Consider the following 19702-nt stretch of genomic DNA (forward strand, 5'->3'; position numbering starts at 1 on the left):
GGATATGCAGCGCTGGCGCGCTGCATAGGGGACGACTCCGCTGACGCTCCGCCAGATTCCCCCGCAAGCGGGGGAATCGAATTCCGCAAGCGGAATTCCAAGTGCGTGTCAATTCGCGCAAGCGCGAATTGAGGGAATCCCGCAAGCGGGATTCCTGGGGCTGGCAGCAAGGGGTGGGTGCATCACGCGCGGGCCTGTGTAGGGCTTGGGATTCACAGCCACCACCTCTGCAACGAATGTGACGAACCGTCGGCCTGGCGGAGTGCTGGCCTCGTTGTAGTGACGGGTTCCGCTGCGCTCCACCCTGAACCTCTCCCCCATTGTCTGACCTGTCCCGACGTGTTCACCAACGCCCTGTCGACATACAGAACAACCGGCCGTTCGTGGGTGGGATTGAGTCAGGTGTCATCTTCGGGCGTAGAAGTTGATGTGCGGATGATGCATCACGAGTTGTTGCTGTGTAGAGTCTGGGGTCAGATGCTACACCCTACGCCGCGCACCTTGCGCCTTGGATTCCATTTCTATTACGCGCCGCATTCTGCGAAGAGGGAGAACTCGGGGCATGGCCGTGAAGTTGCGTGATCACCAGATCGAGGCCCTTGCCGCCATCGTGCGGGGTCTTGATGTTCCGCAGGGTGGTATTCCCTGGAATGGTCTTCGTGGGCAGGTGCACGCCGCGTGTGGCACGGGGAAGACCATCATGGCTGCGGCGTCGGCGAGGCGGCTTGTGCCCAGGGGGCGTGTGCTCGTGCTGGTGCCGACGCTGGATCTGCTGGCGCAGACGGTGAGGGCGTGGCACGAGGCTGGGCACAAGGGGCCGGCGGTTGCGGTGTGTTCGCTTCAGGATGACCCGGAGCTGTGGTCGTTGAAGGTGCGCTCCACGACGAACCCGATCCAGTTGGCGCTGTGGCACGGGCAGGGGCCGGTCACCATCTACGCGACCTACGCCTCCCTGGGTGTTCTGGCGGAGGCGTTCGAGGGCCTGTACGGCCAGAAGCTTGATCCGGTGGACTTGGCGGTGGTTGATGAGGCGCACCGGACGTCGGGGTCGATGGGGAAGGCATGGGCGGACATCCATGACCAGAGCGTCATCCCGGCCTACCGGCGGTTGTACCTGACGGCGACGCCGCGGATCTGGGAGGAGCGGCTCAGCCGGGAGGTTGCTGAGGGGGTGCGGGATCCGCTGCCGCGTGAGATGGCGGCTTCCATGGATGACGAGAAGGTCTTCGGGCCCGTCCTGTACAAGCTCTCGCTCGCGTCGGCCGTCTCGCGTGGTCTGCTGGCGCGGTACCAGATCATCGTGCTGGAGCTTCAGGACCCGGTCGTCACCCCGGAGAAGCTGATGGGCGAGGAGCGGCGCAGCGAGGAGGTGCGCGGTCAGCGGCTCGGGGCCTTGCAGGCCGCACTCCTGCACACCATGGCTGAGCACGACCTGTCGATGTGCATCACCTTCCACCACCGGACGATCGAGGCGCAGGCGTACGCGGAAGGCCTGGAGCGCGTCGCGGCGAAGCTGCACGCGGATCAGCCGGAGAAGTACCCCGCTCGGATCTGGGCGGACTGGCTGTGCGGCGAGCACGCGCCCGAGCACCGGCGGGAGGTCCTGGGTTCGTTCGGGTCCACGGCGCGGCGGGCCGTGCTCTCGAACTGTCGGGTCCTGGGCGAGGGCGTCGACATCCGCGCGGTGGACTCCGTCGCCCTGCTGGACCCGAAGGGAGCGCCGCACGACATCGTCCAGGCCATCGGCCGGGCACTCCGACAGAAGCCGGGACAGGGCAAGCTCGCCTCCCTGATCGTGCCGGTATTCCTCCAGCCCGGAGAGCAGCCCGAGGACATGTTCACCTCCGGCTCCTACCGGCCCCTAGTGAAAGTCCTGGAAGGGCTGCGCGCTCACGATGAAGAGGCCGTGGAACTGCTCGCCATTCCCCAGGAGCCGCAGAAGGACGTCGCCCAACCGTCCGTGAACATCGGTGTCGCACCAGAAGACGGCGAGGAAGAATCCCGCCTGCTGCTCCGTTTCGCCGCCCCCAGGGATCCCGTGATGGTCGCCGACTGGGTTAGCTTCAACGTGATCGACACCGAACGCCAGGACTGGGCCCGCGGCTGGGCGAAGCTGAAGACGTACGTCGAACGGGTCGGGAACGCCAGAGTGCCCTACGGACACCGCGAGGGCGCCACACCACTTGGACAATGGATCGCGGAACAACGACGCGCCTACGCAACCGGGCAGATGACCGGCCAACGCGCAAGGCGACTCGAACAGCTCGGCATGGTCTGGTCCCTGGCCGACGAACGCTTCCAGGAGAACCTCGAAGCCGCGAAGGCTTACTTCGACCAGCACTGGACCCTCTGTGCTCCGAGGTCCGCCGTGGCCCTGGACAAGCCGGTGGGGCAGTGGTTGAGCAACCTCCGCCGCCCCGGCGCGCTGGAGGGTCACCCGGAGTGGGAGACCGCGCTCAGGGAGATCGACGAGGACTGGAACCCGGCGTGGCCGGCCGAGTGGCAGCGGCACTACGCCGCACTACGCGAACTGGTCGCCGACGAAGACGGCCAGGCCGACGTCCTGCCCGGCGTCACCGTCCACGGCATGGACATCGGCAAATGGCTCGCCCGCCAGCGGAAACCGGAAGTCTGGCAGGCCCTTCACGAGGGACAGCGCAAGCGCCTTGAGCAGCTCGGCATCACACCACTCACCCCGGCCCTGGAGCTGGAAGCGTCCGCGAAGCCGACCACCACGCCCATGAGCGCCTTCGAGAAGGGCGTTGCGGCCCTGGCGCAGTACAAGGCCCGCGAGGGCTCCGTGACCGTCCCACGGGGGCACGTAGAGACCATCGTGATCGACGGCCAGGAGCACTCCGTGAAGCTCGGCGTCTTCCTCTCGAACACGAAGTCGAGGCGGGCGAAACTCGCCGCCGACAAACTCGCCGTGCTCGGCATGCTGGGACTGGGATGGGCACGTTAGGGTTAAGGAGTGGGCTAAGTTTATGGTTAAGAAGTCTCGGTTCTGACGTGAAGGTGCAGGGAAATGGCATCTGAGGAAGAGCTGTTCGCGTCCGTCGACGCTCTGTTGAACGAAGAGCCGCACCTGCCGCCGCCGGCGGAGCGGGCCCGGCTGCGTGAGGCTGCCGGCATCACCCAGGCCCGCCTCGCTGCCGCGTTGAAGACCACGACCCAGTCGGTGAAGAACTGGGAGAACGGCCGAAGCGAGCCGAAGTCGCCGCGCCTGGACGCCTACCAGCGGCTGCTGAAGGGGTGGGCGGCGAAGTATCCGGCTCCTAGTGCAGCCCCTGCCGCGACGGTGCCAGCTGCCTCGGCGGCGGCTGCCGGACCGGCTGCCGCCGCGGTGGAGAGGACAGACGCCCCGCACACTCCCGCCGTCCCGGCAGTGGGGCCGGCGCGTCCCGCTGCCCGGCCGGCCGCGGCAACGCGCCGTTCGGCCGCGGCGAAGGCGGCGCAGCCGACGGCCGATCCGCGGTTCCCGCACGGTCCGCTCGCGGTCCTGGACGGCGACGGGGCCGCGTACGGCGTTGAGGGGATCGTGCTCGACTGCCCGGCGACAAGCTTGGTGGAGCTGGTGGAGTGGACGCTCAGGGAATCCGGGCTCGGTGCGCCGCGTCTGCACCGCAACGGCAAAGACAGCGACCCGCTGATCGTGCTCACCGCAGCGGCCGCCGTGAAGCTCGGGCTGCCCGAGCGCCTGGAGGGCCACGAGCAGCGGCGCTCCCTGCGCCTTGCGGAGGATCATCCGGTGGTCAAGCAGGTGGTGAAGGCGAAATGGCGGCTCACCCAGCGCGGGTTCGGACCCTGGGCAAGGATCTACCGCAAAGCCCAGGGACGTGAGCGGCAGTGCGTGCAGCTGGCGATCCTGTCGTGGGACGCCCTCGATGAGCGGTCCTGGCCCGGCGTGAGCGAGATGGAGCCGGCCGACATCGCGCGCGTCCTGGGGGTGTACGCCCAGCGGGTCATCACCCCCGCGCGGGTCGACGGCCGTGTCCGGGCTGGAGCTGATGACGGCGCTGCGCCCACCTACCCGCGCGGTGCAGGACCCTGGGACGGGGAACTGGGTGCCCGGCCACAACCCCGGCTCACTGGGCACCGAGCCGATGGACCCGGCTCCGCCCGAGGCCACCCCCGAACACCCCGTCGTCGTCGACAGCGGCTGGAACGGCGGGTTCCTCAATGAGGAGGCGTATCAGTGGGTGCGCGACGTCAGCCTGCTCAACGATGAGGAGTGCACGCTGCCGTATGCAGTCGGCCTGGACCTCAACACCGCGTTCCTCGCCGCCGCGGCCCGCCTGGTCGTCGGCCTTTCCGTCCCGGACCACTTCCACGCCCCCACGTTCAACCCGAAGATCCCCGGAAGCTGGCTGGTCGACCTCTCCCACGTCGAGGTGGACCCGCGCCTGCCCAGCCCGTTCACCCCGACTGGGGAGCGTCCGACGGGTCCGGCCTGGTACCAGACGCACACCGTCGCCTACGCCCAGGAACTCGGCTACAACGTCGCCCCGATCGAGGCGTACCTACGGCGGGAGACCGGCGCCTACCTGGACCCGTGGCACGACCGGCTCAAGACCGCCTACGTCGACACCCTCGCCGACCTCGGCGTCACCAAGGACCTCGACGACCGCGCCTTCCTCTCCGCGATGGAGGACGCCGACCCCGCCATGGCGGCCGTCCTCGCGGCCATCAAGGCGACCGTGAAGGGCGGCATCGGCAAGCTGCGCGAACGCCCCCAGGGCAAGAAGTACAAGGAGGGCGAGCGGTGGCCGGCCCTGCAGCGCCCCACCTGGCGCCCCGACATCCGCGCCACCGTCATCTCCAAAGCCCGCATCAACATGCACCGCAAACTGCGCAACATGGCCACCATGACGGGCCTCTACCCACTCGCCGTGCTCTCCGACTGCGTCGTCTACCCCTCACCCGGGGAGAGCCCGCTCGACTTCCTTCCGTACGCGGCGTCGGGTAAGCCGCAGCCGGGCGGGTTCCGCCTCGGGCCCACGCCAGGCCTGGCGAAGCTGGAGGGCGTCCAGTCGATGCTGTGGGCGGTCGACCTGATGGAACGGGGCTATAACCCCGCCCGGCACATCAAGGGCGGCGACGCCGTCCTCGACGAAGGAGAGTAAAGCCGTGGGGGAGATCGACGACGCGATCGAGAGGGCCGACCGGGAGTCCTTCACCCGCCAGCCGCCGAAGACGCTCAAAGGGCAGATCAGCTACCTGATCCGGCAGTTGGGCAGCGCGAAGGCCGTCGCGCAGGAGATCGGGGTCACCGCCGACTCCGTCAACCGCTACCGGCGCGGCGCCCGCAAACACGCCCGCCCCGACGTCGCCACGAAGATCAACGACGCCGTACGGCAGCGATGGCAGCCCCAGGTCCGCAAACGCCGGCAGAAGCAGGCGGCCACCGCGACCGGGATCACGGTGGAGACGAGGGCCCGCTTCGGGTACACCGCGCCCATCGGCACCACCGACGACGGGCGCTTCCGCCGCCTGACGGTGCACCTCCCCCCGGCCTACGCACAGCGCCTGTTCGACGCCCGCACCACAGGCGCCAGCGACCAGCAGATGCGCCAGATCATCGCCGAAGGCTTCAAAGAGATCTACTTCCAGGACGGCGGAACCCGCGCCACAGGCCTCTCCGACGTCACCCTCAACGACATCGACTACCTCGACCTCGACTACTGACCTCACACTTGCATCCGGGCCATCAGCAGCCCGACTGAGCCGAAGCACGATAGTTGTCACAAGCGACGGGATGGGTGGGGAAGCAGTTGCCGACCGCGGCGCCTTTCAGATGTGCGGAGCGCAGATCGGGCCGACCTTCCCAGACCCTGGTGCGAGATCTCAGGCTCAGAGCATCCTGTCTACTAGGCTCGGTCCAGCCGATCTTGGAACTCTGTCGCCGCGTACCAGCGTCCCCATGATCCCCGCCCCAGTCAGCACGGCCGTGACGTGCAGCGCCATGGCGACCGCGACGTTCTCCGGGTAGCTGACGTCGCTCGGATGCGCCAGCGCCACGTACACCGTGGCTGGCAGCCTCCAGCCGCTCCACGCGAACATCGAGCCCGATCCCAGCCAGGCCAGCGCCAGCAGAAGCGGATACGGCAGCCGGGTCGGCCGGCGCCGGACGAGAGCCAGTACGGCGGCGGCCGCGGCGAGAGCCCAGCACGCGCTGACCCCAACCAGTACGTGCCAGCTGGCCGGCCGCTCATCGCGGTGCGCGATGCCCAGGAAGCCACCGGCCGCCCAGTAGAGCCAGGCCAGGCCGGTCACGGCGCCGCTCGCGGCGGGCCACAACAATCCTGGGGAGGTGCGCGTGCCGGGTGGCTCCGGCCGGCGCAGCGCGTGGGGCCAGCGCCGCCACAGATAGGCCGGAAGCGCGATGGCCAGTGCGATCCCGGTACCCACGAAACTGCACTGGAGCAGCATCGCTTCCCAGCCCGGCATCGCCGCGTCACTCCCCGAGCTACCTGAGCCTTTCGAACTTTCCGCCCCAGAGTTCACCAGCGCGCTGACGACCACGAACGGCAGGATCGAGACGAGGAAGCCCGATCCGACCCAGGCGAAGAATCCCACCAGCCAGCCGGGGATCCGCATTCCCCACGGCCGCACCAGCGCCAGCCCCAGCGTGATCCCGGCCGCGGCCATGCCGATCGTGACGGTGTTGAGCACCAGCCACCCGCCCAGGCTGAACCCCTGCCCGACCGGAAGCAGCCCCAGTAACGAACCGACCACCCACGCCACTTTGATCAGCAGATACGGCACGAGGGCCGCCGCCGCCCCGTACGCTGCCACCCGCCCGATCCGGTCCCAGCGCTCCACCACGTCTCCCTTCGATGGGGATCCCCATGCTCCGGGGGCCGCGCACCCCTCCGCATCAGCCCCCAGGCGCATCCCGATCCGCCGCTGGTCTGACTCGCCCCTCCACCCTGCGGAGCACCCCATATGCGGACCACGGCGTCACGGCCCGAGCCGCGTGCAGGCACCGAAGCATCCCGAAGTCATCGCAGTTGACGATCAGCAGCCGGGCATCGGGCAGACAGCCCCAGTAACTCAAGCGACCACGAGTGGTTCGTTTTCGTCGCTCTGGACCCGACGCCTGGACAGGCGCCAGCGTCGTACGGGCCTTCCCCCGTGAAGGTGGGCACGCGGTTATTGATCACGCGGCGAGCGTGAGTTTAGCGGTGTGGTGTCGGTGTTCGTATTCGTTGGGGCTGAGGTGGCCGTTGGCGGAGTGCCGGCGGCGGGTGTTGTAGCGGGTCAGCCAGGCGAAGACGGTCCTGCGGCAGGTGGCGGCGTCGCCGTAGTCGTGGGTGCCCTGGAGGGTCTCGCGTTTCAGGCGTGGAAGCTTTCGCAGGCCGCGTTGTCGGCGCTGGTGCCGACCGCGCCCATCGACCGGGTGACCCGGAGCTGGTCGCAGAGGCCGGCGAAGGCCCTCGATCCGTATTGCGCCCCGTGGTCGGAGTGGAACACGGCACCGTCCAGGCTGCCCCGGGTGGAGGCTGCCATCCGCAGCGCGTCGGCGACCAGGTCGGTGCGCATGTGGCCGACGATGGACCAGCCGACGACCTTGCGGCTGAAGCAGTCCAGCACGGTCGCGAGATAGAGGAACTTCCCGCCTGCGAGCGGGAGATAGGTGATGTCGCCCATGTATTTCAGGCCGGGTTCGGTGGCGGTGAAGTCCCGCTGGAACAGGTCCGCAACCGGTGAGGTGGCCGGGTCCGGGATGGTGGTGCGCACGCGTCTGCGCAGGCGGATCCCGGTGATGGAGAACGTTCGCATGATCCGGGCGACCCGCTTTTCGTTGACCCGCCCCCCTTCTCGCGGAGCTCGGCGGTCACGCGCGGTGATGCCACGGCGTTCGCGGTCCCGCAGCACCCACTCGCGCAGGGTGGCCCGGTTGACGCCCAGGTCGGCGGCGATGCTCTTGTAGATCGCCCCGGGTGTGGACTCGTACAGGGCCACGGCATCGGCCTTGAACTCGTCCGAGTAGTCCTTCATCGCCATCGGCGGTCTTCTCGCTTCCTCCGGATCAAGCAGATCCAGTATCAGCGTGTCCAACACTCAGGGGGAGGCCCCATGTTCGGCCGAGCCGGCTTCAAGCTGCTACGCAAGCGGGTACTACTCGCGTGAGCCAGCTGGCTGAGTTCCGGCTACTTCAGGAGCCGGAAACCGGGCTGTTGGGCCCACGCTCGGAGGAATTCCGCCGAGCCGTACGCGGCGGGCCACGGATCGGTCATCGTTGTGACGATGCCGGGAAGGCCGGCCACGATTGAAACCTGATCTTCTCGCACTTCGGCGTTGGCGACACCACCGATGACATCCATGACGGCGGCTGTCAGCAGGGCCGTGACGAGGTGGTCGACAGGGCGGTTGCAGAACGAGATGACGTTGACCGCGTGGGTGGGAGTGAAACCAATGAGGGGTTCCTGATCGACTTCGTCGGCGTGCTCGGCCTCGAAGACGGCCTCGTCGCCGATTTCAGGCCCCATGAGGGAGACCAGGACGGGCCGACGTCCGTCTACGTCCCCGGCGTCCATGATCCCCAGGTTCTCCGCGTGAATGTCCAGGTCGTACTCGCCGACCCGCTTCTCCTCAAACCGTGCCGAGGCGCCAAGCAGGAAGTCGCGGAGCCGTTGTATCGCCACGCGGGGGACGGTCTCCGCCAACTCGATCACCAACACCGGTCCGCTCATGGCCCGGAGCCTAACCAGCCGGGACTGTCACCCCCAACCGATTACTCATCGTGGCCGCGTCACAGAAGCTGAGCCAGAATCCCTAGAAGTGAACAAAGCCACCGCCCTCTGCTCACGTATGTGAGCGTCGATCGCTCGGGCCTTGTGTATGGGCTCAGTCAGCTCTGGCAGTGGTTCGCCACGGACTGCCGCTCCCAGGCACTCCAGGCCGTATGAGCAGACCATCCAAGGCAGCAAGAGCGATCCCCCGTGCACCGGGTGGTCGGTCAGCTCGTGAGTCATGCCCATGTAGCCGAGCACCTCTTCGATCCGCTCTCTGAGTTCCTTGTTGCGGATGCGGAGGACGGTGGGTTCCATCTGCACTGCGAGCTGGCTCAGCTCCTGATCCCACGCGCCGAACCCACTGTTGTCCTGAGGAAGATCCCACGCACGCTGCTTGATCACGTACAGCTGAGTGATCGCTTCTTCCGCGGCGGCCTCGGCCTTCTCCTCTATTCGCAGGTCTCGCGTCGCCTTCGCCTGACGGTTCTGAGCCACCACCGAGGCCCAGATCGACAGTCCGCCACCGATCGCGGTACCCATCAAGGTGCCCGTGAGCCCCACCGACACCGATCCGTCCATACCGATCATCGTGCCGACGGAACCAACCCCGTGGGGCTGATCCCGTCGAATCCTGAAAGTCCGGGACTTCCGGCTCACCAGCGGCCTCGCGGCATGTCGGCGATTGCGTTTTGGATCGCCGACGCGGCGGCCTGCAACCGCCTCGCGGCTTCCATCAACCCTGCCGTTCTTTCCTCCAGGCTTCCGAGCTTGTCGGCGGCGTGGGCGAGGACGTGGACGTTGTCCTCGAAGCTGCCCAGCGACCGTGCGGAGTGGCTGAACAACTCGATGGCGTCGGGACTGATGCCGAAGCCGTGGATGCGGGGGTCGGCCAGTTCATCGAGCAGGGTATTGAGGAGACTGGCCAGGTCGGGGGCGGTCTTGGAGAACTCGGCTAGGGCCGGGCGGACCTGGTCGAGGAACTCCCCTTGAGCTTCGGCGAGCATCTCGCTGAGGCGGGCTTCGGTCAGGCCAGTCAAACCTTCCAGCGCTTCGACGCTTTCTCCTTCGCGACTGGCTTTCCACTCCTCGAGGACCTGCACCGGGTAGTCGGAGCTGCTAGCGCCGTCGATGGTGGTGTGGTGGGGGACGCATAGCAGCAGCAGGTTCTTGAAGCTGTTGCGCTCCGGCACAGACCATGTGGCGTCGAACCGTTTCCCGCCGGAGTTGATGGCCCGGATGTGGGCGATCTCCGCGTTCACTTTGGGCACACCGTTGACCATCGTGATGACGCGGCTCGTGCATCCAGGCCAGTAGCAGTAGCCCCGGCACAGGGTCATCAGTCCAGCGAGTGTGGCGTTGTCGTACTTCCTCTGTGCCATGTGCCCCCTCTGCAACGGCTTTTCTGGGACTGTAGGACGTCATGCTGCGCCCCGGCCATGGGGCGTGTGCCGGGGTGCAGGGGATGCGCCGGGACTTCCGGTGGCACGGTCCACGCGACGGCCAGGAGCGGGCTGCTTGAGCGCGGTGCGCGTCCAACGGTTCGCCACATAGTCTCCATGCGCCGGCTTCTCCCGTCTGGGGGAGATGACAGGCAGGCAGTGCAGGGGTGGCGCATTTTGGGGATGTGCCACCCCTTGCTGTCTGTCCGGAGCGCTCAGGCCTTGCCGAAGCTGGTGAGACAGGGCTTGTCAGACCCCGCTCCTAGGATGCGGTCGTGGATCGAGACTGGATGCGACAGCAGCTTGAGGCGTTTGCCGATCTGGCCCTGCGCTACGAACGCGGCACAAGGCCGGGCGACTACATAGGTGATCCGGCGCTCTATGAGCAGCTGCACCGCGCAGAGCCCACGGTCAAGCAGATCCTGCGGCTCCTGGACCCGCAGCTTGCCGAAAAGATCAACCTGGATCAGATGGCGGGCGAAGCCATGGCCCGCCATGAGGTTCACCGGGGCCTGGGCATTCTGGCCGACATGGACGAATGGGCCACCCGGCTCGTACCAGATGCACCGACGCTGCCCGCCGACCAGTTCCACCCCTGGGTGTGGGAGCCGGCCGCCCCGCTGTGGGGCGCAGAGGCCCGGCAGGACGCCGTCCTGGCGGCTGCCCGCACCGTGAACCGCCGACTCCAGCAGAAGCTGGGGCGTCACGACATCGGCGAGATGGACTTGTGCATGCAGGCCTTCGACATGAAGGACCCCGTCGCAGGCAAACCGCGCCTGCGATTCGATGGCGACCGCAACACGCCTACGTGGCGTGCCCGCCAGGATGGCGCCAAGTACCTCGCGGCCGGCGCCTTCCTCGCCCTGCGGAACGTCGCCGCTCACGAGGATGCGGTGACCTGGACCGAACAGGAGGCGCTGGAGCACCTGGCGACCTTGAGCGTCCTGGCCCGCTGGATCGAGCAGTGCGTGGTGGAGCGCGCTGCCTAGACCCAGATCGCGTGTTCGTTGCGGTAGTGCGGCCACGGCTGCCCGGCCTGCCGTGCGGCGAGGACGTGTTTGATGCCCGCAGCCCACGTGCCTGGTCGCAGGAGTTCCATCAGATAGCGGTCCAGCTCGGAGCGGCGCATCTGCAGCGTCCATCCCGGAGTCATCGTCAGACCGCCCGGAAGGGCCACGGACCGCAAGCGTTCCTGCTGGTGGATCTCCATGATGACCTCGCCCTGCTCGAGGTGGTCCGCTTTGCCCGGCAGGCGGACCCAGCGCGCGTCCAGGCCGGCGGCCTGTAGCAGGCGGGTCAGTACGGGACCGGAGGTCTCAACGGTCGCTACGGCGTAGTCGCCGATCAGCCGGGCGCAGGCCATCGGATGCAGGGGGTAGTTCGCCCAGGGCACCCGCAGCGGGTCGCGTGCCGTGCTGTCCAGGCTGGTGGCGTTGATGTTGTGGTCCTCCCGGTCAGCCGCGATCCCTGCCCGTTGCAAAGCGCCGTCGACGGCGTGCTGATGACGCTCGTTGAACTGCTCGGACGACATGCCGTGCTCGGCGCATGCGTACTGGTCGACGACGGACAGGGCCCGGCTGCCGGGCACCGGGGTGGCGTAGATGCCGTCGGTTGCGGCCCGCTCCAGGGCGTCGCGCAGCACGTCCAGGTGGGTGCGCAGCGGCAGGTCCAGGTCGTAGAGGAGTTCCGAGGCGTTGTCCCCGGGCAACGGACCGCAGTCCAGCACCGCCACGCAGGCCTGGTTGATCCGCCGTAGCTGCACGCTCCGGCTGTCTTCGGGTTGGGCTTGATCTCTTCCGTGAGGGGCGGGTTCACGCCGTCCCACACCGTGATGTCGCCGATGCGCAGGCAGTTGGTCAGGTCATGCAGGAGCGCGAAAGGCGCTGTCACGTTGTTGGGTGTGTGGGTGTCTGACGGTGTGTCGGGGCATGGTGGGGCCTGTGCTCAGTCCGTGGTGGGCAGACCGGCGGTGCCTGTGACCTGCTCCCAGCTGGCGAAGCGGATGGTCATTTCGGCGCGGTAGTCGTGTGCGGGCATCAGATGGCGGCGGGGCCGGAAGTGGGGTGAGATGCGGCTGAACGCGGACAGAAACCGCTGCGCCCCTCCAGCGGAGCGGAAGCCCTTCATTGCACGTTCGCGCTGCCTCGTTGGCTGGTGGCTGTTCTCCGCCCGGTTGTTCAGGCCCTTGTGGGAGCGGTGTTCGACGCAGGGCATGATCTCGCGGTGGGCCGCTTTGTAGGAGCGGAGTTTGTCGGTGATGATCACCCTGGGCACCGTGCGGGTCTTCTTCAGGAGCCTGCGGAAGAAGCATCTGGCTGCGGCCTTGTCCCGCCGGTTCTGCACGAGGATGTCGAGGACGTTCCCGTCCTGGTCGACGGCCCGCCACAGGTACTGCAACCGCCCGTTGATCTTGATGAAGACCTCGTCCAGGTGCCACTTGTCCCCAGGCCGAGGCTGCCTGCGGCGCAGCGCGTTGGCGTAGGTCTGCCCGAACTTGCCGCACCAGCGGCGGATCGTCTCGTAGGAGACGGCGATCCCGCGCTCGAGCATGAGCTCCTCGACCTCGCGGAACGACAGCGGGAAGCGGAAGTACAGCCACACACAGTGGGAGATGACCTCGACCGGGTACCGGTGCCCCTTGTACGACGGCGGCATGCTCTCCACGTACGGCCCCTCCAGCATGATCAACCCGAAGATCATCCCACGCCACCAGCCAACGTGACAGCGCCGGCCAGGCGACGCGGGCGGCTTGGACGCAGAGACGATCGCCGAGCTCACCGGCGTGTTCGAGGAAATGGACCTGGTCGACCTCACCCGGGCCGTGCTCGACACCACGCGACCCGAAGACCGGGACGTGGTCGTCCGCGCGATCGACGACGTTCTGCCCGGTCGCCTATCTGCCCGGCCTGACGATGCGACGGATCGCCGACCTCATCCCGGCGAGGCCAAGACCGATGTCCGCGACGCGTTCGTCATCGCGGACGCGGCCCGCGTCATGCCTCACACTCTCCGCTCGCCAATCGAAGCGAGGGTGGGACTGGAGTGATTCGCGTTCGTCCACCCCCTCCTGGGACCAGCTCACTCAAGCCGCCCTCCACGAGAGGCCGGCCGGCCGGATCGTCCACGCCCCCGGTTGCAACCTCAACCAGCCCCCCCTGCTGTGGGACGACCCGGCTCGCGCTGACCGGTTCAAGCAACCATGGCGCAATCCGAAGCGGTCATCAATCAGTACATGGGTTGCATCCCCGATCGCGAGAAGGCCCAGCGCCCGTCACCCAGATATAGCGCCTCAGCGAGGTAAGACTCCTGTGAGAGTCGGGACAGCAGCCATCCGGGAACGATCACCCAGACGTCGCCGCCGCTGTGAACTTCGCCGCGTAGAATCGTCTCTTCAGTCAGTTCCGCTTCGGGTGCGAGGACGACGTTTACGTAACCACCCCCAGGCGCGCCGTTGGACCCTCCCGTCACGGTTCCTCGGATGACCTCCCCCTCCAGTCGTATATCGCGGATTTCGGTTCGAATCCCGGGCTGCACACTGAGTTGCGTGCCCCACATCGACGCCGGGAACTGGCAGCCCGGTGCCTTGTTTCGGCGGACGAATGAATTGAAGGAGATGCGTGCAGGCTGTTCGAACCCTTTCTCCTCGAACGCGTCGTTGAACGCATCACCGAAAGCGCTGTCACCTGCCAGAGACTCGTAGCCGACCTCGACCATGCTGTGCTCGTCGGGTCGCAAGCGCACCCATGCATGGCTGACATAGGTTCTGAACCATTCGCTATCTTGCTCGGGCACGGTCAGGTAGGTGGCCTCGACAGGTAGGGGATTGGCGACGTCGACACCGGTCCAAGTGCGTTCCGAAGGCGAGCCGTGACTCACCGTGGTGGTGTCGAAATTGGACTGTGCCCAGTTGTCGAAGATGACTACTTCGTTGCCCCCTGGCCCGCGTGGGTCAACGTACGCGTCAACGTCCACCCGGACGCAGAAGTGCTCGACCTCAATGCCGGCATAACTGAGATGCTCAGGAATGTCCCAGTCCTGGACGAACGTCGCGACGGCACCGGGGGCAATGTTCTGCTTGGGTGGGTCTGGGAGGCTGGTCCACGGTCCTGCGCTGGTCGTGAACGGCAGCCACTTGATCCCCATACGCACCGCGTCCGCTTGGAGCACTCCACGGTTGTGCACCTTCACGATGACCTGGTGGCGATGGCCCTTGACGATCCGGTTGTTGCCGCCCGGTCCGCGGAGGTCGATATCGGGGCTTTTCCAATCCCCGCGCCCTGGCGCGGGGTTGATCTGAAGCTGCGGGCGGTGGGCTTCTATGTACTCGACCCTGACCTTGATGGCGTCTGGGTCGGCCGCATCGATCGAATCGAGCACGAGTCGGAAGTCGTGTTGGCGATTCGGATTGGTGGTATCGGTTTCTATGTAGTCCTTGCCGATGGTCGACAGGACGGGACCGTCATGGTCGAGATCCTCGCCGAGGCGCAGGATGATTGGACGGCTAGGCCGGGCGGACCCGTCGGCTCTGACGTCGGTGCCGACGATGATGTTCGCGGACCCCTCTGTCGTCTTGAGTTCCTGGTCAGCCAGGTGGCCTGGTTCTGTGCGCCGGTGTTCGAAATAGTAGTTCCACCCGTTCTCGATGCGTACTTCGATCCCGGCCTTGCGGCCGACTGGAGGTCCATTGCGGGTGAGGGAGTCCACGGCATGCAGGGTGACGGTGTCGCCCGTGGGATCGGCGGCGAAGTCGAAGCTGCGTACCCAGTCCGGATGCGCCCACCCCAGTCGCAATTTGTTCCCCAACGAGGGATGCGGAAGGCTGAACTCCGAGTCCATGAAGTCGAGAGCCCCGATTTGCCGGGCGGCGATCTCCGGCGGATATTCCCCCTGGTTGTACAGGTCCTCCAGTCCAAGGGTGTGCCCGAGTTCGTGGCACAGTATCGGTACATGCGGCAGCACATTGGCGGCTGGCATCGCGGTCGGGTAACGGTTAGGTATGAAAAGGAACGGCTTGGGGAAAATCGAGGTGCTCAACGCTTCCTTCGCGTAAAATCTCGTCGAGCCTGCCTGCGGCCAGACAAACTTCGCCGGGAAGTCCTTGCTGCCGATCTTGACCTTGTCATTCGAGGCAGTGGCCACCACGATCACCAGCGCGTCCCAAGCGTCCTTCGCTCGGCGGCCGATGCCCATGTCTGCCAATTCGGCAGAGACCGCGCCAGCGACTGCGGAGAATAGGCTTTCCTTCGGGTCCCAGCCGAGCCACGTCTCAGAGCGTGCCTCGAAAGCGTCCCCCCAGCCGAGATCGAGATGCAGCGGGCCGAGGGGGCCGAGCGACGACGGAACGAGGGTCGTACCACGCGGAATCGGAGGACCGGGGGTGTTGAACAGGGAAGTCTCTTCGTACCATGCCTTCGCGCTAGTGCCCGCGTTGTACAGAGCATTGGTGAAGATGGCCGTTTCAGAGGCGATGCTCGCTCCGTACCGCTGATCCTTGAAATCGACGAAGGCGAGAAGAACGCGCCACTCCTCGGGTGCCGCCAGTATGTTGACGTTCTGCGGGCCTGTAGGCCCGCCACCCCACTTGCCATGGGCAAACAACTGCTGCTCACCGGTCGTCACCACGGGCGGGCCGGTGTACTCGTCGTACCACATGCAGGTCGAGCGGAAGCGGCGCCGGCCCAGCAGGATGCCGTCCGACCGCCGAATGACCACCAGGTGGTACTCGCCAGGCACCGGGCCCGCGCAAAGCATCAGACGGGTTGCGCCGGCCGGGCTGTCCGCCTCGACGCCAGCCGATATCGTTCCCAGTGCCGGACCTTCCTCGACCAGAACGTCGACGTCTTCGCGAGTCAGACCTGCCGCAGTCAGACCTAGTTCAATGGGGGCGTAGCCGCCGACGAATAGCGGTCCGAGCGGCAGGTCGATCTCTAGGGGACCGCCCGCATCCAAGTCCCACTCAAGCGCCACCAGGCCGCTGTCGGTGGCTGCCAACACGAGCGACCCCCAGAGGGCCAAACCTAGGACCTTCGCGCCGATGACATCGCCGCCGACAGGCGGTTGCCCGGCCAGCCCAATAGCTTCCAGTGCGCCCAGTGGTCCGTTCGCGGTCAGCGCGAACTGCGAGCCGGCGAACTCGAAAGCCACTGCGAGGCTCACTTCCCCCGCAGCGGTCGCTGCTCCCACTGCCCCCGTGTCCGGGTCTACCAGTTGCAACTGCGGCCCGGAAGCGCCCGAAGTTACGACGAGTACCTGGCCGGTCGACGCCGATACTGAGACGCCGCTCGGCGCGACCAAGCCGTCTGTGATCTCGATGACGGAACCGTCCTCGCCGACACGCACTAGGCGGCCGGTGGCGGTTACAACGAGCAGCCCCCGCTTGGAGCCCGGCTCGGCCACACCGGCCACGGGCTCATCAATCTTTGCAACGAGCGAGGCAGACGCACGTCCGGCATCGGCCCGCACCGCCCTCATAACGGCACCGGCCCTCTCCACCACCCAGACCGACAGGCCATCATTGCCCAGGGCGACCATAACGGGATCCATGTATCCGTCGCCGTGTTCACTCTCCATACCGTCGGCCAGGCGCAGTGATCGGAGAGTACCCCCGGCCGTGCAGCACCATAGAGAATTACTTGGGACATCGAAGTCCACGCACCCGAAGGCCGGAATTTCCGTCGTGGGAAGAACCCGTCGCATGGCACACCCCAAAGAGGCTGGTGGAGGGCGAACGGACGACCCCGCCAAATGCCGGATCAGTATCAAGCCTACGCCGCAGTAGGTGAGATCGCGCGCGTCGCTGCTCTTCTTCGCCCGGCGGTGGATGTCGGCGCTTTGTGGGCGGACAGGTTGTCGAGGATCACGTAGATTGGGGCGCCGTCGGACCGTGCGGCGCGGATCGACTTCAGTGCGGCCAGCCTGTTCCCGGCGCCCGGTTCCCGCCCCATCCCACGGTCCGTCAGTGCTTGAACAAGATGCTCGTCTCCCCCGAGGCTGCTATGTCGTGTCAAGCCGCTTGAGCGAGTTGTTCGGCCTCGATGAGTTGGCTTCCCTCGGCACGTTCGAGGATCTTGAAGATCTGGCGGCAGACCACCCTCTTGAGGCATCGCTGCGCGTCACGGGCCGTCTTCCCTTCGGCGATCTTGCGTGCGACGTACGTCTTCGTGGCGGGATCGAGTCGCATCCGGATGAGGGTGATGGTGTGCATGGCCCGGTTGAGCTGCCGGTCGCCGCTGCGGTTGAGTCGGTGTCGGTTGGTCAGCCCGGACGAGGCAGGGATCGGTGAGACGCCGGCGAAGGAGGCGAAGGCGGCTTCCGAGCGGAATCGTCCCTGGTGAGACCAGCTGACCAAGATCTGCGCGGCGGTGATCGGTCCAACTCCGAGCAAGTCGAGAAGTTCGGGGGCCTGTTGGCGGACCAAGGCAAGGTTCTCGTTCTCGAGTTCCTTGGCCTCGGCCTGCAACGCCTGGACGCGCTGCGCCGTGCAACGCATGGCCCGCACCGTCATCCGATGCTCGATGTCCTGGGCCGGGCGGTCGCGGAGGTGAACGCAGTGGGTGATCTGGGCGGGGCGCTTGAGCTTGCGCAGTTCGGCGCGGAGCTCGTCCGGCGCGGAGACGATCAGAGCCTTGAGCTGGTTGATCGCGGCGGTGGAGGCGAGGACCGCGCCGTGACGGGTGGCAAGCAGCACCCGCAGTGCCTCGCGTTCGCCATGGAGGCGGGGCTGGATCAGATGCTCGGTGGCCAGGGCCTCCTTGGCGACCCGGATGGCGTCGAGCATGTCGGTCTTGCGGCCGCCGCGGTTGGCCGCTCGTTTCGGGCGGCAGACCTCGACGACCTACTCGCCGGCCTGCCCCAGGAAGACCGCGAGGCCAGCGCCATAGCTGCCGATGCCTTCCAGGGCCCAGCAGCGGCGGCCGGGAACCTGCTGGCGCGCGAAGTCCAGCAGACGCCGGTAACCACGGGCGTTGGCCGGGAAATCGGTGCTGGCCAGGACAGCGCCGATGGGGCTGACGGCGGCTGCGGCGAGCGTGTCGCGGTGGGTGTCGACGCCGTCGACGTGTTCTGCGAGCATGGTCATGCCGTTGTTCGCCTTCTGTCGGCGTACACGTGAACGTACATAGCCGCGTACGGATGAACGTGCAGGGTTCGTGATGTGCTGAGGGCCGCCGTTCGGCACTCTGCTGCCTGTTGTTCGAGGTCGCAGAGAGGGGTGGCCCGTGGTCCTGGATCCGGAACGCTGGCTGGAACTGCGGCGCTTTCGCGGGCTGGTCGAGTCCAGGCGCAGGGCACCGCGCTTGGGATCGACGACCAGTGCAGTCCCGGTCGCCTGGTCCCAGCCTTCTACGCGCACCATGCGGCCGATCTCGGTGTCAGTGCCGTTGAAGATGGCGGTCCAGCCGGTCTGATTGAAGTAGCGAAGACCGCCCCATCATCTCGAACCATGACGCGAGTCCTTCAAGCGGCTGCTTGCTCTGCACGTTCATCCGTACCTGGCTCTGCACATAAGCAAGTACGCCGACACCGCCGAATATCCAGCCCATCCAGAGCCGGAATGCCCGAGGCTACGGCTGCTCGGTTGCCGCTGGCAGGTTGTGCCACGCATGTCCGCAGGCGCCTTTGCAGTTCGTCTCGCGGCGGCGAGTGTCCGCAACGGCGAACACGGAGACGAGGACGCGGAACGCCTTGAGATGTTCGGCGGAGGGGAGGCCCACGAACCCGTAGCGGGGCGGGTCCATGCAAATCATTACCGAGGGGTTTGCCGTGGGCTTCACACCGGATCGCGCCACCCCCGCACGACCGTCCGCAGTTGTAATGCGCGCCTGCATCGCATAGCCGGCGACTTCCTGCAGAACCTCCTGCTGACGTGTCGGGGCGAGGCCAGAAAACCAGCTCACACCAGCGTCCAATGTGCGGACCCCCTGGGCGATCTCGTTGACGACCCGCTCGGTCTCGCGCCGGAAGGCGCGGCCGTCGTCGCTGCTCGGCTCGGTCATCGCTTGATGATTTCACGATGCAGGGCGAGGCCGGTATCCGCACCCGAAACAGCGCGGGCGGGAACCAGGAACAGTCCGCTCCCGCGATCTTGCAGCGCCCCAGGACTCCCACACCGCGGCCCCTCACACGCCCCGCAGCACTTGAGTGACATCAAAAGTCGCTGACATCGAGCACGAGGCTGGCCGCAAACGACTCCCGAAGAAGCCGACACAGCCAACCAAAACGAGTGCCGCATCAGGCAATGTTCGCCTCTTGGGGACGTCAACTGGTAGTTGGCCAGACGTCCAGGCCTGGTCGCAGGAAAAGACCTGTGGCGGTCAGTAACGCGCCGTGTACGTGGACCCGTCCTGGCGACAGCGTCGACACCACCGGCGCCTGGCAGTACTTCTACTTCAGCACCTGACGCCGGGAACAGCGCGGGAGGGCGGCGGGACCGGCCACCCTGGCGCCCCCCGCATGTCGCCGGTTGTCCGCGGGTGCGGCGGGGTGGGGGCGCCAGGGGACACCCAGCCTCTGCGTCGGCCACCCCCC

The 19702-nt window shown here is 66.8% G+C and carries 13 protein-coding genes and 5 pseudogenes; 5 read left to right on the forward strand and 13 right to left on the reverse strand.

Annotated elements, in window-relative coordinates:
• The first annotated feature begins 562 nt into the window (after nucleotides 1-562).
• From ACFVYS_RS42610 to tpg, 3 genes and pseudogenes are all read left to right on the forward strand, one after another.
• Complete coding sequence (locus ACFVYS_RS42610; RefSeq protein WP_389511127.1) at nucleotides 563-2962, forward strand: Helicase associated domain protein; 2400 nt, start codon at nucleotides 563-565, stop codon at nucleotides 2960-2962.
• A gap of 63 nt (nucleotides 2963-3025) precedes the next feature.
• Nucleotides 3026-5123 (forward strand): annotated as a pseudogene (gene tap / locus ACFVYS_RS42615) (telomere-associated protein Tap).
• Between the two features lie 4 nt (nucleotides 5124-5127).
• Nucleotides 5128-5685, forward strand: a complete 558-nt coding sequence (tpg, locus tag ACFVYS_RS42620) for a telomere-protecting terminal protein Tpg (protein ID WP_389511129.1) — start codon at nucleotides 5128-5130, stop codon at nucleotides 5683-5685.
• Between the two features lie 165 nt (nucleotides 5686-5850).
• On the opposite strand, the gene ACFVYS_RS42625 is transcribed toward tpg, so the two are convergent.
• The 6 genes and pseudogenes from ACFVYS_RS42625 to ACFVYS_RS42650 all read right to left on the reverse strand — a co-directional run bounded on the left by ACFVYS_RS42625 (nucleotide 5851) and on the right by ACFVYS_RS42650 (nucleotide 10117).
• Complete coding sequence (locus ACFVYS_RS42625) at nucleotides 5851-6822, reverse strand: hypothetical protein (RefSeq protein WP_389511131.1); 972 nt, start codon at nucleotides 6820-6822, stop codon at nucleotides 5851-5853.
• Nucleotides 6823-7159: 337 nt separating this feature from the next.
• Nucleotides 7160-7850, reverse strand: a pseudogene (locus ACFVYS_RS42630) (IS3 family transposase); the annotation flags it as partial.
• 40 nt (nucleotides 7851-7890) lie between these two features.
• Nucleotides 7891-8007, reverse strand: a pseudogene (locus ACFVYS_RS42635) (transposase); the annotation flags it as partial.
• A 146-nt stretch (nucleotides 8008-8153) separates the two neighbouring features.
• Nucleotides 8154-8696 (reverse strand): DUF6368 family protein, encoded by a 543-nt coding sequence (locus ACFVYS_RS42640; RefSeq protein ID WP_389511132.1) that lies wholly within the window; start codon nucleotides 8694-8696, stop codon nucleotides 8154-8156.
• Between the two features lie 45 nt (nucleotides 8697-8741).
• Nucleotides 8742-9326, reverse strand: a complete 585-nt coding sequence (locus tag ACFVYS_RS42645; RefSeq protein WP_389511134.1) for a hypothetical protein — start codon at nucleotides 9324-9326, stop codon at nucleotides 8742-8744.
• Nucleotides 9327-9391: 65 nt separating this feature from the next.
• The gene (locus ACFVYS_RS42650; RefSeq protein WP_389511136.1) at nucleotides 9392-10117 is read right to left on the reverse strand and encodes a hypothetical protein; all 726 of its coding nucleotides are present in this window, start codon (nucleotides 10115-10117) and stop codon (nucleotides 9392-9394) included.
• A 335-nt stretch (nucleotides 10118-10452) separates the two neighbouring features.
• On the opposite strand from ACFVYS_RS42650, the gene ACFVYS_RS42655 reads away from it, so the two are divergent.
• Nucleotides 10453-11166, forward strand: a complete 714-nt coding sequence (locus ACFVYS_RS42655) for a TIGR02391 family protein (protein WP_389511138.1) — start codon at nucleotides 10453-10455, stop codon at nucleotides 11164-11166.
• Here ACFVYS_RS42655 and ACFVYS_RS42660 read toward each other — a convergent pair.
• Complete coding sequence (locus ACFVYS_RS42660; RefSeq protein WP_389511140.1) at nucleotides 11163-11939, reverse strand: hypothetical protein; 777 nt, start codon at nucleotides 11937-11939, stop codon at nucleotides 11163-11165. The two genes, ACFVYS_RS42655 and ACFVYS_RS42660, sit on opposite strands and share 4 nt — an antisense overlap.
• A gap of 182 nt (nucleotides 11940-12121) precedes the next feature.
• Entirely contained in the window at nucleotides 12122-12832 is a 711-nt protein-coding gene (locus ACFVYS_RS42665; protein ID WP_389511148.1) for an IS6 family transposase, read from the reverse strand.
• Nucleotides 12833-13062: 230 nt separating this feature from the next.
• Here ACFVYS_RS42665 and ACFVYS_RS42670 point away from each other — a divergent pair.
• A pseudogene (locus ACFVYS_RS42670) lies at nucleotides 13063-13193 on the forward strand (transposase); the annotation flags it as partial.
• A gap of 209 nt (nucleotides 13194-13402) precedes the next feature.
• On the opposite strand, the gene ACFVYS_RS42675 reads toward ACFVYS_RS42670, so the two are convergent.
• The 5 genes and pseudogenes from ACFVYS_RS42675 to ACFVYS_RS42695 all read right to left on the reverse strand — a co-directional run bounded on the left by ACFVYS_RS42675 (nucleotide 13403) and on the right by ACFVYS_RS42695 (nucleotide 19170).
• On the reverse strand, nucleotides 13403-16708 hold the full coding sequence (locus tag ACFVYS_RS42675; RefSeq protein ID WP_389511149.1) for a hypothetical protein: 3306 nt from the start codon (nucleotides 16706-16708) through the stop codon (nucleotides 13403-13405).
• A gap of 270 nt (nucleotides 16709-16978) precedes the next feature.
• Nucleotides 16979-17115 (reverse strand): annotated as a pseudogene (locus ACFVYS_RS42680) (IS630 family transposase); the annotation flags it as partial.
• 65 nt (nucleotides 17116-17180) lie between these two features.
• Complete coding sequence (locus tag ACFVYS_RS42685; protein ID WP_389511142.1) at nucleotides 17181-17954, reverse strand: transposase; 774 nt, start codon at nucleotides 17952-17954, stop codon at nucleotides 17181-17183.
• A 57-nt stretch (nucleotides 17955-18011) separates the two neighbouring features.
• A complete protein-coding gene (locus tag ACFVYS_RS42690; protein ID WP_389511144.1) occupies nucleotides 18012-18254 on the reverse strand; it encodes a hypothetical protein in 243 nt (80 codons plus the stop codon).
• 484 nt (nucleotides 18255-18738) lie between these two features.
• Nucleotides 18739-19170, reverse strand: coding sequence for a DUF5958 family protein (locus ACFVYS_RS42695; RefSeq protein ID WP_389511146.1), 432 nt, complete (start codon nucleotides 19168-19170; stop codon nucleotides 18739-18741).
• Nucleotides 19171-19702 lie beyond the last annotated feature (532 nt).

It is taken from the genome of Streptomyces sp. NPDC058295 (genome assembly GCF_042880655.1).
Taxonomy (GTDB): domain Bacteria; phylum Actinomycetota; class Actinomycetes; order Streptomycetales; family Streptomycetaceae; genus Streptomyces; species Streptomyces coriariae.